The organism is Janthinobacterium sp. C22 (assembly GCF_057919405.1).
On the sequence record NZ_CP193659.1, the window covers coordinates 332,853 to 346,221 of the forward strand.

11 protein-coding genes and 4 tRNA genes are annotated in these 13,369 nt (G+C 62.3%); 4 read left to right on the forward strand and 11 right to left on the reverse strand.

Features of this window, described 5'->3' with window-relative positions:
• Positions 1–91: 91 nt before the first annotated feature.
• The 11 genes from nusG to ACRHIG_RS01485 form a co-directional block, all read right to left on the reverse strand.
• Positions 92–718, reverse strand: a complete 627-nt coding sequence (nusG, locus tag ACRHIG_RS01435; protein ID WP_076565135.1) for a transcription termination/antitermination protein NusG — start codon at positions 716–718, stop codon at positions 92–94.
• Positions 718–1,101: a preprotein translocase subunit SecE gene (gene secE, locus ACRHIG_RS01440; protein ID WP_010394308.1), complete on the reverse strand. Its 384-nt coding sequence runs from the start codon at positions 1,099–1,101 to the stop codon at positions 718–720. Before secE ends, nusG begins: the two co-directional genes overlap by 1 nt.
• A 32-nt stretch (positions 1,102–1,133) precedes the next feature.
• Positions 1,134–1,209: transfer RNA gene (locus ACRHIG_RS01445), tRNA-Trp, on the reverse strand.
• 66 nt (positions 1,210–1,275) lie between these two features.
• Positions 1,276–2,466 (reverse strand): elongation factor Tu, encoded by a 1,191-nt coding sequence (gene tuf, locus ACRHIG_RS01450; RefSeq protein WP_100428800.1) that lies wholly within the window; start codon positions 2,464–2,466, stop codon positions 1,276–1,278.
• Positions 2,467–2,554: 88 nt separating this feature from the next.
• A tRNA-Thr gene (locus ACRHIG_RS01455) sits at positions 2,555–2,629 on the reverse strand.
• A 43-nt stretch (positions 2,630–2,672) separates the two neighbouring features.
• Positions 2,673–2,746, reverse strand: a tRNA-Gly gene (locus ACRHIG_RS01460).
• Between the two features lie 62 nt (positions 2,747–2,808).
• Positions 2,809–2,893: transfer RNA gene (locus tag ACRHIG_RS01465), tRNA-Tyr, on the reverse strand.
• A gap of 231 nt (positions 2,894–3,124) precedes the next feature.
• On the reverse strand, positions 3,125–4,771 hold the full coding sequence (locus ACRHIG_RS01470) for a response regulator (RefSeq protein WP_475415907.1): 1,647 nt from the start codon (positions 4,769–4,771) through the stop codon (positions 3,125–3,127).
• Between the two features lie 133 nt (positions 4,772–4,904).
• A complete protein-coding gene (locus tag ACRHIG_RS01475; RefSeq protein ID WP_475415906.1) occupies positions 4,905–6,500 on the reverse strand; it encodes a DUF3369 domain-containing protein in 1,596 nt (531 codons plus the stop codon).
• A gap of 63 nt (positions 6,501–6,563) precedes the next feature.
• Positions 6,564–7,655, reverse strand: coding sequence for a J domain-containing protein (locus ACRHIG_RS01480; protein ID WP_475415905.1), 1,092 nt, complete (start codon positions 7,653–7,655; stop codon positions 6,564–6,566).
• A gap of 149 nt (positions 7,656–7,804) precedes the next feature.
• Positions 7,805–8,956: a class I SAM-dependent methyltransferase gene (locus ACRHIG_RS01485; RefSeq protein WP_489629169.1), complete on the reverse strand. Its 1,152-nt coding sequence runs from the start codon at positions 8,954–8,956 to the stop codon at positions 7,805–7,807.
• Between the two features lie 74 nt (positions 8,957–9,030).
• On the opposite strand from ACRHIG_RS01485, the gene ACRHIG_RS01490 reads away from it, so the two are divergent.
• From ACRHIG_RS01490 to pepF, 4 genes are all read left to right on the forward strand, one after another.
• Positions 9,031–9,819 (forward strand): SDR family oxidoreductase, encoded by a 789-nt coding sequence (locus ACRHIG_RS01490; RefSeq protein WP_475415903.1) that lies wholly within the window; start codon positions 9,031–9,033, stop codon positions 9,817–9,819.
• A gap of 52 nt (positions 9,820–9,871) precedes the next feature.
• A complete protein-coding gene (locus ACRHIG_RS01495) occupies positions 9,872–10,270 on the forward strand; it encodes a dihydroneopterin aldolase (protein ID WP_086140320.1) in 399 nt (132 codons plus the stop codon).
• A gap of 5 nt (positions 10,271–10,275) precedes the next feature.
• Complete coding sequence (ttcA, locus tag ACRHIG_RS01500) at positions 10,276–11,238, forward strand: tRNA 2-thiocytidine(32) synthetase TtcA (RefSeq protein ID WP_475415909.1); 963 nt, start codon at positions 10,276–10,278, stop codon at positions 11,236–11,238.
• A gap of 178 nt (positions 11,239–11,416) precedes the next feature.
• On the forward strand, positions 11,417–13,300 hold the full coding sequence (gene pepF, locus ACRHIG_RS01505) for an oligoendopeptidase F (RefSeq protein WP_489629170.1): 1,884 nt from the start codon (positions 11,417–11,419) through the stop codon (positions 13,298–13,300).
• The last annotated feature ends 69 nt before the right edge of the window (positions 13,301–13,369 follow it).

Genomic DNA, 13,369 nt, shown 5'->3' on the forward strand with positions numbered 1-13,369 from the left:
TAGTAGCGCCCCGCCGATCCTACCCTGGCGGGGCTCCTCTGACCGGATTTCGCTGAGACCGCTGCGGCGCTCCTGGTGGCGCTGATACAACTTAAACTTTTTCGACCTGGCCGAATTCGAGCTCTACCGGGGTAGCACGGCCGAAGATGGTGACCGAGACGCGCACTTTGGATTTCTCGTAGTTGACTTCTTCGACATTGCCGTTGAAGTCCGTGAACGGACCATCCTTGATGCGCACTTGCTCGCCCACCTCGTACAAGGTTTTGGGACGGGGCTTTTCAACCCCTTCCTGCATCTGGCGCATGATGGCATCGATTTCGCGCGCGGAGATCGGCGTCGGCTTGTTCGACTTGCCACCGATGAAACCGGTAACCTTGCTGGTGTTCTTGACCAAGTGCCAGCTCTCGTCCGTCATTTCCATTTCAACCAGCACATAGCCAGGATAGAAACGACGTTCGGTGACGGATTTCACGCCATTCTTGACTTCGACGACTTCTTCGATCGGCACCAGGATCTGGCCGAACTGGTCTTGCATGCCCGCGCGCTCGATGCGCTCGGTCAGTGCGCGCATGACGCTTTTTTCCATGCCGGAATAAGCATGCACGACATACCAGCGCTTGCTGCTCACTGGCACGCTCAGCGCTGCACCAGTGTCCGCTACCGGAGCGTCGCCCGGAACGGACTCGTCCGCCGCTTCATCATGCACATTTTCGCTCATTATTTTTTCCAACCCAGAATTACGTCATACAACAAAAACTCGAGCAATTTATCCGTGCCCCACAGGAAAATCGCCATGACCAACACAAAGGCAAACACGATCGCAGTAATCTGCGTGGCTTCTTTGCGGGTAGGCCATACGACTTTCTTGGTTTCGCGCACAGCTTCTTTGGCGAAATTGAGAAATTCACGGCCGGTCGTCGAGACATACAAGAGCGCAACAGCAATAACCAAACCAGCCACAAGCGCGCTTGCACGCACCAGAGCTGGTTGGCCTGCCAGGTAATAAAACCCGACTACTCCTGCAATCGCAGCCACTATTGCCAGCGCGACTTTTATCTTGTCACTCGACGTGCTAACGGTTTGCACGGATTGATTTGACATTTTTCTACTTTCGGTGCCCTGCACCTTGACGGTGGCAGGGACGGAGGGCATCGAACCCCCAACCTTCGGTTTTGGAGACCGACGCTCTGCCAATTGAGCTACGTCCCTACGTAAAACTTTCGAGGAGTGCTATTCTACCACCCAGGACGCCCCGGGTGGAAGCATAACATTTCCTTATGCGAGGATTTTTGCAACCACGCCGGCGCCGACGGTACGACCGCCTTCGCGGATAGCGAAGCGCAGACCTTCTTCCATCGCGATCGGGTTGATCAGCTTGACGGTGATCGACACGTTATCGCCTGGCATGACCATTTCTTTGTCTGCTGGCAACTCGATCGAACCGGTCACGTCCGTCGTGCGGAAGTAGAACTGTGGACGATAGTTGTTGAAGAATGGCGTATGACGGCCGCCTTCGTCTTTCGACAAAACATAGATCTCGCCGGTGAAGTGGGCGTGCGGCTTGATCGAGCCTGGCTTGGCCAGCACTTGACCACGTTGCACGTCTTCACGCTTGGTGCCGCGCAGCAGCAGACCAACGTTGTCGCCTGCTTGACCTTGGTCCAGCAGCTTGCGGAACATTTCCACGCCGGTGCAAGTCGTCTTGACGGTATCGGTGATGCCGACGATTTCGATCTCTTCGCCGACCTTGATGATGCCGCGCTCGATACGACCGGTCACCACGGTACCGCGGCCCGAGATCGAGAACACGTCTTCCACTGGCATCAGGAAGGCACCGTCAACAGCGCGCTCTGGCGTTGGGATGTAGGCATCCAGCGCATCGGCCAGACGCAGCACTGCGTCCACGCCCATCTCGCCTTCTTTGCCTTCCAGCGCCATACGTGCCGAACCTTTGATGATAGGCAGGTCGTCGCCTGGGAATTCGTACTTCGACAACAGCTCGCGCACTTCCATTTCAACCAGTTCCAGCAGCTCTGCGTCGTCGACCAGGTCGCACTTGTTCAGGAACACGATGATGTATGGAACGCCAACTTGGCGGGCCAGCAGGATGTGTTCGCGGGTCTGTGGCATTGGGCCGTCAGCTGCGGAGCACACCAGGATCGCGCCGTCCATCTGGGCAGCACCGGTAATCATGTTCTTGATGTAGTCGGCGTGGCCTGGGCAGTCAACGTGCGCGTAGTGACGCGTTTCCGTTTCGTACTCGACGTGGGCGGTGTTGATCGTGATACCGCGCGCTTTTTCTTCTGGAGCCGCATCGATCTGGTCGTATGCTTTGGCTTCGCCGCCGAATTTCTTCGACAGAACCGTTGCGATTGCAGCGGTCAGCGTGGTTTTACCGTGGTCGACGTGGCCGATGGTGCCGACGTTGACGTGCGGCTTGGTCCGTTCGAATTTACCTTTTGCCATTTTGAACTCCTAATGATTTGATTAGATTGCTCAGGCACACGCCCGACGGTCTGGTTTGAATTGCTTCTGTGCTGCCTGCTGCGAATTCTGGTGCCCTTGACGTGGATCGAACACGTGGCCTCTCCCTTACCAAGGGAGTGCTCTACCACTGAGCTACAAGGGCTGTAATTTGTTGCATGCGATGCATCAAGCATCTGAACGGAAACTGGAGCGGGTGAAGGGAATCGAACCCTCGTCGTAAGCTTGGAAGGCTTCTGCTCTACCATTGAGCTACACCCGCGAGGTATCGTTCACATTATCTTCACTTACTTTTGCTACTACCCAGTTTTCCTTGCAAAAACTTGGTGGAGGGGGCTGGATTCGAACCAGCGTACTCATAGAGAACAGATTTACAGTCTGTCGCCTTTAACCACTCGGCCACCCCTCCGCGGGAACCGCAGAGTATGAAGCATCTACTCACAACTGTCAACCTTATTTACCGATGCCTGACTGCTGCATTTGCGTATAAAGAAGAAGTTGGCTGCTTCGGGGCGTGATTATAAGCTCCCGATTTGAGAAAGTGCAAGGGTTGGCGCGAAAAAGTCGACTTTTTTCGCATTTTTTATCATCCCTGCCGCCAAGCCGCATTTTCCCGTCATTCGCCCCGCATTTTCCCCATTTACCGTGCGTCAGGCGGATGCATCCAGGAATTGCCCAGCGGCTTATATTTGCGCAACAACTGCTGATGCAGGCCCGACAATACGGGCAATTTGGGGTTGCGCGGGTCCAGCCGGCGCACGCCGGCGATAAAGGTCAGCGCCTGCTGCCCCATGCGCTCATCCCATCCCTCATGTTCCAGGCATTTCAGCACGGCCACGGCCGCATTGAAGACCACTTGCGGATTGTCGGGCAGGCGCGTGACGGCCTCGCCCATGAGATCGACGGCGCCGCGGAAATCGCCCTCGCCCGCCTTCGCCGCGCCGGCCGCCACCATGTCGGCCACTTCCTGGCGGCTTTGCCGCGCCAGCGCCTTGGCCAGCTCGTCGCGCCCCGCCTGCTCGAAGACGGCCATGGCGCGCGTCATGGCCGCGCTGTCGGGCGCATTGCGCATGACTTCGCGCATCACCTCGGCCGCGCCATCCTCGCGCCCATGCGCCAGGCAGTGGCGCGCCAGCTCGGTTTTCAGCATGTTCGAGCCGCCCACGCTGTGACGGTTGGCGGCCAGGGCCGCGTCCAGCGATTGCTGCAGGCGTTCCGCGTTGCCCGTATGCGCATGCAGCATGGCGCTGCACAAGGCGCTGCACAGTTCCGCATTCTTTTGCCCGCCCATCGACTTGTCGAGGTCGCGGATCACGGCCCCCGCCTGCAAGGGATCGCCCTTGCGCACCAGGGTCTGCACCAGGCGCACATGGTCTTCCGGATCGCGGAATTCCGAATATTTGGCCTTGCTGACCACCAGTTTGAGGGATTTTTCCGCCATCTCGATATCGTCGGCCGCCAGGGCCGCCTCGCCCAGGCGGCGCAAGCGGCGCACGGCGTGCGGCGACAGGGCCACCGCCTCGCTCAGGGCCGCTTGCGCCAATTCCGGCTTGCCTTGCGCCAGATGCGTGCGCGCCAGCCAGTCATAGGCGTCGAGGAAGCGCTTGTTGTTTTCCAGCAGCCCTTCCAGCATGCCCTGCGCCGCCGCGTATTCGCCCAGCAGGAACTGCGTCTTGGCCTGCCCCAGGCGCGCCCAGCCGATGGACTTGCTTTCATACAGGGCTGCGTAGATCGGCTCGGCGTCGGCCGCCTCGCCCAGCAGCAGGTGCAGTTCCGCGCGCAGGCGCAGGAAATCGGTGGCATAGCGGGGGTACAGGCTGGCGCCCTCGGTGCAGGCGGCAATCGCCGCCCGTTCATTACCCACGTCGATCAGTTCATACACGGGCACGAAGGCATTGCGCTTGTCCAGCGCGCGGGCTATGCGCTCGAGCATGTTGTCGGCGGTGAACGGTTTGAGGATGTAATCGGTGGGCAAGAGCTCGACGGCGCTGACCACCTTGGCGAAGCTGCCTTCGCCCGTCACCATGAAAAACATGGTCGACGCGTGCATCAATTTATGGTGGCGCAAGTCTTCCAGCATCTGCTGGCCATCCTGCCCGCCGTCGAGGTCGTATTCGCACAGGATCAAATCATACGATTTGCTGCCCAGCATGCGGATCGCCTGGCCCGAGCTGGCCGCGTCATCGATCTTCGCCAGGCCGCACAGATTGAGCATATTGTGCAGGCTGGCGCGCATGCCCGGATGGGGCTCGATGATCAGTGCGCTGAGGCCCTTGAGTTCTTTCATGTCGTGATGTCCGAAAACTCCGCGGCGCGCCACACTGGTGCGTGGCGCCGGCCAGCATGAGGCTGCCGAGTATATGACGGCGCCGCGCGCAAGGGAATGGGGCCGCGCCGAAAAACGCCACACCAATTGCCGCTCAAGCGTTGGCGCGCTCCGGATGCCACAGTTGCGGCTCGTTGTCGATCAGGTCCAGCAGCGCCGTCACCACTTCCGGATCGAACTGGCTGCCGCTGCGCTGCTCGATGTATTCGCGCACCTGCGGATACGGCCATGGCTCCTTGTACGGCCGCTCATGCAGCAGGGCATCGAAGACGTCGACCACGGCGACGATGCGCGCGGCCAAGGGAATGTCGCGCCCCTTCAGGCCGTTCGGATAGCCGGCGCCATCGAAATGCTCGTGGTGGCCGCCGGCGATCTGCGCGCCATACGTGAGGTAGCTGACGCCGTCGACCATGTTGGCGGCCCGCTCGAGGATGGTGCGCCCGACGCTGGCGTGCAGCTGCATCTGCGTGCGCTCCTCGTCCGTATGCCGGCCCGGTTTGAGCAGCACGGCGTCCGGCGTGGCCACCTTGCCCACGTCGTGCAGGATGCTGGCCAGGCCGATCATGTCGAGCAACTGCGGGCTGAGCTCGTCCGCATACACGCCGCGCTGCTGCATGCGCCGGGCGATGGCGTCGGACAGCTGCTGCACCCGCCGCACGTGGCCGCCCGTGTCGCTGTCGCGGAACTCGGCCAGGTCGGCCAGCGCCACGACGGTCGCTTCCTGCGCCTTGCGCAGCTGGCCGAACATGTACAGGTTGTCGAAGGCGGCCGCGATACGCTGGCAAAACACTTCCAGCAGATCGCGCTGGATCTGCGCCAGCGGCCACGGCGGCGTAACGGAAATGGCCAGCTCGCGGTTGCCTTCCGTGTGGATGAACAGCACGTTGGCCGGATGCTCGAACTGGCTGCGCTTTTCCGCGAACGCCTTGTCGATGGTGGGCGTGAGCGCGTGGTCGGCCGGCATGGCTTCGGCCTCGGCCAGCACGGCATAGGTGCCCGTGGCGGCCACCACCTCGGGCCGCCCGGCGCCGCCCTGCATCAGGCACAGCACGCCATCGGCGCCCACGTCGAGGATGGCGCTAACCTGGTTGAGCACGCCGGAAGCGAATTCGCGCAGGGAATGGATCTGGTACAGATTGGTGGCGCCGGCGAGGATCTTGCCCAGGCCGATACGGCTGCGCTCGAGCATCATCAGGCTCTCATAGGCACGCAAGGCCGAGATAACGGTGGTAAACAGCTTTTGCGTCGTCAGCTCCGTCTTGGCCTTGTAATCGTTGATGTCGTATTCGATGATGACGCGCTGCTCGGGCGCCTGGCCCGGCTGGCCCGTGCGCAGCACGACGCGCACGATGGAGTTGTTCAGGTCGGCGCGGATGCGCTTGGCGAGGATCAGGCCGGCGTCATCCGTTTCCATCACCACGTCGAGCAGCACCAGCGCGATATCGGGCGTGTCGCGCAGGATGTCATACGCTTCGCGGCCGCTGTAGGCGGAAAACAGTTCCAGTTCACGGCCCTTGAAACTGACATTGCGCAGCGCCAGCCGCGTGACCGCATGCACGTCGACGTCGTCATCGACGATCAGGACACGCCACAGGCGCTGGTCGGGCGCGGCCAGCCCGGCAGGGCTGGCCACCGGCTCATCTTCGTCGAGCAGCCAGTTATCATCTGCATCGGCTTTGAGGTCGGTCATGAATACTCCTAAGGGATAAGTTCGATGTGGACGCTGCGTTGACGCATATCAAGCATAATCAGATTAGATGCTGCTTACAACAGGATTCTGCGTGCCGCCTTCGCCAACGGCCGGCGCCGGCGCGGATGCCGACGCACCGCTGCGCGTGGCGCCGCAACTGTCCTGGCCGGGCCCGACGGCCTGGTAACGCACTTCGTACTTGCCCGCGCTGAGCTGCTCCACCGTCAGCTTGTCATTGGCCAGGATGTACAGATAACGCACATTCGAGCGCCGCTCCTGGTCATACAGCTTGACGAACACGGGCGCCGCATTGCCGCTGTTGTCGATGGTCAAGCTCAGTTCATTGCCCTTGTTACCGATCGGGAAGCCATCCACATAACCGGACTGCGCCGGCCAAGGCTCGCCATTCGGCGCCACCAGCGCCGCCGACTCGGCCTGGCTGGTGCCATCGCAGGCGGGCCGGCTGGCTTTCAGGCTCAGCTGGGAGACGGCCAGCACGCGGATCTCGGGCGCCTTCGCCTGCGCGGGTTCGGCCGCATACGGCTTGCCCACCGCCCAGCTATCGATGGCCACGGCCTCTGCCTTGGACGGCGGCAGCAAGGCGCCGGCTCCCGGCGCCGCCGGTTCCGGGCGCGGCTTGGCGCCATCGCGGGCCAGGCCGCTCCAGGCCGACGCCAGCGCGGACGGCATCGGCTGGGACGTATCGAGCATCAGCAAGGCGCCCAGCCAGCCCAGCAGCAAACAAACCAGCAGGCTCAGCCACCAGCGCCAGTTGCGCCAGATGGGTTGCGCCCCGCTCCGCGCCTTGCCCTTCGGCGGCGGCACATCCTGCGCCCAGGCGTGCTCATGCGGCTGGGCATGGCCTTTCGCGCGGCCATCGCGGGTCTTGCCTTCTTCGTGGTGGGTGCTTTCCAGCCATTCGATTTCCCACTCCTCGGCGGCGATCCACTCGTCGTGTTCCTTGCGGCGTTGTGGATCGGACAAGGTGCCATAGGCGCTGTTGAGGATAGCCATGATGCGGGCGGCCTTTTCGTCGCCCGGATTCTTGTCTGGGTGGTATTTCTGGCTGAGGGCTTTGTACGCGGCACGTATGACTTCCTGCGGCGCCAGGCGCGCCACTTTCAGGTTGTCATAGTGTGTATGTATCTTTCCCATCGTTCTATCTTGAAATCGGTGCGCGGCGACGGGTTCTTGCAGGATGGAACCGTGCTGTGTCGGTCATCATATACGATATGACAAGATAATAACCACCGGCGGACAGGAAATTGCAGGGCGGCACTGCCCTGCCTTGATATTGCCAGCGCTTACAGGCGGTGACTGCGGTCACTGGACAACAGCGCTTCCGGCAACGCCACCTGGTGCCCCACCACCAGCACCTTGAACAATTCCCCCATCTCGGCCGGCGACACCAGCTTTTGCACGGCGCTGGCTTGCGGCAGGTAGGTCTTGACCTGTTCCGGATCGGTGCGCAGCAGCAAGTCGCCGATGCCCGCGCCCAGCAGGAAGGATGCCTGGTTCATGTACGCGAGCACATCGAGACCCGCATCCTGCGCCGCCACGGCCATGGCCGTGAAATCGACGTGGGCCGTGATGTCCTGCAAGCCGGGCAGATAAAACGGTTCCGCGTGGGCGTGGTGGCGGTAATGGCACATCAAGGTGCCCGTGGCGCGCAAGTCCAAGTAATACTCGTGCGCGGGAAAACCGTAATCGAACAGCACGGCCGCGCCGCCCTGGCCATTGGTCAGCATGCGCGCCAGCGAGCGCATGAAGCCGCAGGCCACGCCGTGGATCTCGCTGACATAGCCGACCGGCAAGTCATCGGCGTCCGGCACCTGGGCGGCGATCTGCGCGGCCACGTCGGCGTCGGCAGGGCGTTCGACAAAGACGAACTGGCCATCGGCAATGCCGACGTCGAGCTCGCACCAGCCGGCCGGCGTCTTGCTGATCAGGTTGACGGGCATGGCGTCAAGCACTTCATTGCCGAACACGGCGCCTTCAAAACTGTCGGGAAAGCCGTCGAGCCACACCACCTGCGGAAAGGCGGCCAGCGCCAGCTCCTGGCGCGCGCGCAACTCGCCGGACAATTCGACGATCGCATACTGTTCGATAGCGATGCCGGCATTCGCCGCTTCCGTCAGGATATCGAAAGCCAGCTTGCCCGTGCCGGCGCCGAATTCGAGGATGCGCGGGGCCGTTTGCGCCATAATAGCGGCTGCCACATGGGCCAGCGTGGCGCCGAACAGGGGCGAAATCTCCGGCGCGGTTGTAAAATCGCCATCTTTGCCCAGCTTGGCGGCGCCGCCGCTGTAATAACCGAGGTCAGGCGCGTACAGCGCCAGTTCCATGAAGCGGACAAAGGGAATGGCGCCGTCATTGCGCGCGATTTCGGCGGCAATCTGGTGCTGCAAGGCATGGGACGCGGCCAGCGCGTCGCTATCGGGTGCGGGAAGAGACATACCCGCATTGTAGCGAATCGGCGGCGCATGCCGCCAGTGCGGCGTCCACCGAATATCTCAACCATAACAAAGACATGACAGAAGCAACGACAACGCCATTCGACAGCACACCCCGCGTCGCCCTCGTCACGGGCGCGGCGCGGCGCATCGGCCGCGCCATCGCGCTGGGCCTGGCGCGCGACGGCTGGGATATCGCCGTCCATTACCGCGACTCGCGCGACGAAGCGCTCAGCCTGGTGGCGGACATCACGGCGCTGGGCCGCCGCGCGCAGGCATTCCCCTGCGACCTGGCGCAGGAAGACGCCGTGCGCCAGCTATTGCCGCAGGCGCAGGCGGCGCTGGGCCCCGTCACTTGCATCGTCAACAACGCATCGTTGTTTGAATACGACAATGCGGGCGATTTTTCCTTCGCCGCCCTGGACGCCCACATGCACGCCAACCTGGCCGCCCCCATCCTGCTGGCGCAAGCGCTGTACCATGCCACCCCGGCAGGCGGGCAAGCCGTGGTCATCAACTTGCTGGATCAAAAACTGTACAATCTCAATCCTGATTTTTTGTCGTACACCCTGTCCAAGGCGGCGCTGCTGTCGGCGACCACCATGCTGGCCCAGGCGCTGGCGCCGAAAGTGCGCGTGGTGGGCATTGCCCCCGGCATCACCATGGTCTCCGGCGAACAGACGGCAGCGAACTTTGCCAAGGCGCATGAAAATACGCCGCTGGGACGCTCCAGCACGCCCGAGGACGTGGCCGACAGCGTCTGTTACGTGGCCGGCGCGCGCGCGCTGACGGGCACGACCCTGCTGGTCGATGGCGGCCAGCATTTGATCGGCTTGCCGCGCGACGTCATGTTTTTGACCAAATAATCAGCAGCCCTGCCAAACAACCCGCATTCAGCATCCCCGAAAAGGTAAAACTATGTCGTCCGCCCTGTCCCACCCTCGCCTGCTTGACTGCCGCCGGCTGTTCCTGCGCAATTACGAAGTCCTCATCAACATCGGCGTCTACGACTTCGAGAAAAAGGGCGAGCAGCGCGTCCTCATCAACGTCGACCTGTACATTCCCCTGGCCCTGTCGACGCCCAAGGACGACCAGCTGGAAGAGGTGGTCGACTACGACTTCATGCGCGAAACCATCGCCAAGCGCATGGCGCAAGGCCACGTGCAGCTGCAGGAAAGCCTGGTCGACGACGTGCTCGCCGCCATGCTGGCGCACCCGCGCGTACGCGCCGCGCGCGTATCGAGCATGAAACCGGACGTGTATCCCGACTGCGAAGGCGTGGGCGTGGAAGTATTCAAGATCAAGGATGAAGCATGAACAACATGAGCAACACCGCCGTGCTGGAAACGACGACAACGGCCGTGGAATTCCCGGCCAACGTGGAAGCGCAGAAACTGGCGCGCAAGAAGGCGGAAAAGATCGCCCTGGAAAACAACAAGCTGCACAAGCGCCTGTGCCGCCTGGTGGGGCAAGCCATCGGCGACTTCAATATGATCGAAGACGGCGACAAGGTGATGGTGTGCCTGTCCGGCGGCAAGGATAGCTATGCGCTGCTCGATATCCTGATGACCTTGCGCGAACGCGCGCCGATTCATTTCGATATCGTCGCCGTCAACCTGGACCAGAAGCAGCCGAACTTCCCGCCGGACATCCTGCCCGCCTACCTGACGGAACTGGGCGTGGCCTTCCACATCGAAAACCAGGATACCTACAGCATCGTCAAGCGCCTGATTCCAGAAGGCAAGACGACTTGCTCGCTGTGCTCGCGCCTGCGCCGCGGCATCCTGTACCGCGTGGCGGACGAGCTGGGCGCCAACAAGATCGCCCTGGGCCACCACCGCGATGATATTTTGGAAACATTCTTCCTGAATATGTTCTTCGGCGGCAAACTGAAAGGCATGCCGGCCAAGCTGCAATCGGACGACGGCAAGCACATCGTCATCCGCCCGATGGCCTACGTGAAGGAAGAGGACACGCAGCGCTATGCGGAAGTCAAGGGCTTCCCCATCATTCCATGCGACCTGTGCGGTTCGCAGGAAAACCTGCAGCGCAAGCAGATCAAGGGCTTGATGCGCGAATGGGACAAGAAATTCCCCGGCCGCGTGGAAAGCATCTTCTCGGCGCTGTCGAACGTGGCGCCATCGCACCTGATGGACCCGAAACTGTTCGGCTTCAAGGACTTGAAGGCGGACGGCGTGGCCAACCCCATGGGCGACATCGCCTTCGATGAAGAGCCATGCTCGACGCCGACCACGTTCGGCACGATCCCGCTGCAAGCGCTGTAATCCGCTGTTGTAAGCCCCCGTTGTTTTCGCCGCCACCGTCCTGGTGGCGGCATCCCCTCTTTCCCCCTGCGTCCATTTGATGTACCGTAGTCAGCTCTGCCGGTACGCCATGTGTCACGCGCGCATTCCTGCCCGGCGGTCAGCACGCATTCTTCCGACAACCTCACTGGAATGAACCATGACGCCATCCGCGCTCAAGCGCCCCCTGCTGTTCTCCCTGCTGGCCCTCGGGCTCGCCACCGCCACTGCCGCCCCTGCCCCGGCGCCCACCGACCGCCAGGCCGACCGCTGGGATTTGACGGCGCTGTATCAAGACGATGCCGCGTTCGACGCCGATGCGAAACGGCTGTCGGCCCAGCTGCAGCAGCTGGCTGGCTGCAAGGGGCAGTTGAAAGCCTCGCCGGCCCGCCTGAAAAGCTGCCTGGACCTGGTCGCCGATGCGCGCAAGCGCGTCAATACGCTCACCACCTATGCGGCGCAGTACTACGACCAGGATACGGGGGACAGCAAGGGCAACCAGCTGAACCAGCGCGCCGCCCTGCTGGGCAACGACTTCACCCAGGCCAGCACCTTTCTGCAGCCGGAAATCCTCGCCCTGGGCAGCAAGCGCATCAATGCCATGCTGGCGCAAGACAAGGGGCTACAGCTGTATCGCTTTCAGTTGAGTAACATGCTGCGCAGCGCGCCGCACACGCTCGACGCGGCCGGCGAGCAGCTGGTGGCGCAGTTCGGCCTGGCAACAAGCTCGGCCGCCAGCGTCTACCGCACCCTGGCCAATGCGGAAATCCCGTGGCCGACCGTCACACTGTCGGACGGCAAGGAAGTACGCCTCGACCAGGCGGCCTACACAAAATACCGGGGCGACGACAACCGCGCCGACCGCAAGCGGGTGTTCGACGCCTTCTTCGGCAAGTGGAAAGAATACGAACGCACGTTCGGCGAAACCCTGTACGGCCAGCTGAAAACGGATGCCGCGTATGCCAAGGTGCGCCACTACGCCGATTCGCAAAGCGCCGCGCTCGACGCCGACAACTTGCCGCCCGCCGTCTACCAGACCCTGATCGCGCAAACCAACGCCAACCTGCCCACCCTGCACCGCTACTTCAAGCTGCGCGCGCGCATGCTGGGCGTGAAGGACCTGGCGTACTACGACGTGTATGCGCCGCTGCTGAAAAGCGAGCGCACCTTCCCGCTGGCCGAAGGCAAGCAGATGATGCTCGATTCCGTCGCGCCGCTGGGCCCCGACTACGTGAAAGCGTTGACCGCCGCCGTGGACGCGCGCTGGATGGATGTGTATCCGCGTCCGCGCAAGGTGGCGGGCGCCTACATGAATGGCGACGCGTACGACGTGCACCCGTTCGTGCTGCTCAACTACACGGACAATTACGAAGCCGTCAGCACCCTGACGCACGAATGGGGTCACGCCATGCACTCGGTGCTGGCCAACAAGGCGCAGCCGTCGATCTATGCGCCGTACAGCATCTTTGTCGCGGAAATCGCCTCGACGACGAACGAGGCGCTGCTGCTCGACGCGCGCCTGAAGCAGGCCAAGGATGACGACGAGCGCCTGCTGTACCTGGGCGCGGCGCTGGAAAACCTGCGCGGCACCTTCTTCCGCCAGGCCATGTTCGCCGAATTCGAGGCGGCCATCCACGGCAAGGTGGACAAGGGCGAGTCGCTGACGGGCGAAGAGATCACGGCCATCTATGCCGGCATCCTCAAGCGCTACCACGGCGAAGCGCAAGGCGTCATGAGCATCGATCCCGCCTACGCGCTGGAATGGGCCTACGTGCCGCATTTCTATCACGGCTACTATGTGTTCCAGTACGCCACCTCGATCGCGGCGGCGCAGGATTTCGCGCAGCGCATCCTCGACAAGGAACCGGGCGCGCTGGCCGCCTACCTGAAGATGCTCGGCGCAGGCGGCTCGGCCTACCCCTACGATCTGGTGAAGACGGCCGGCGTCGACCTGGCCTCGCCGAAACCGTACCAGGCGCTGGTATCGCGCATGAACGGCATCATGGACCAGATCGAGGCGATTGAAGCGAAGCGGGGGAAGTAAGCCGGGACGAGGCGTAGGAGGCGTAGGTCGGCCTAGCGCAAAGCGCGTAAGCCGACACCACCACGTTCA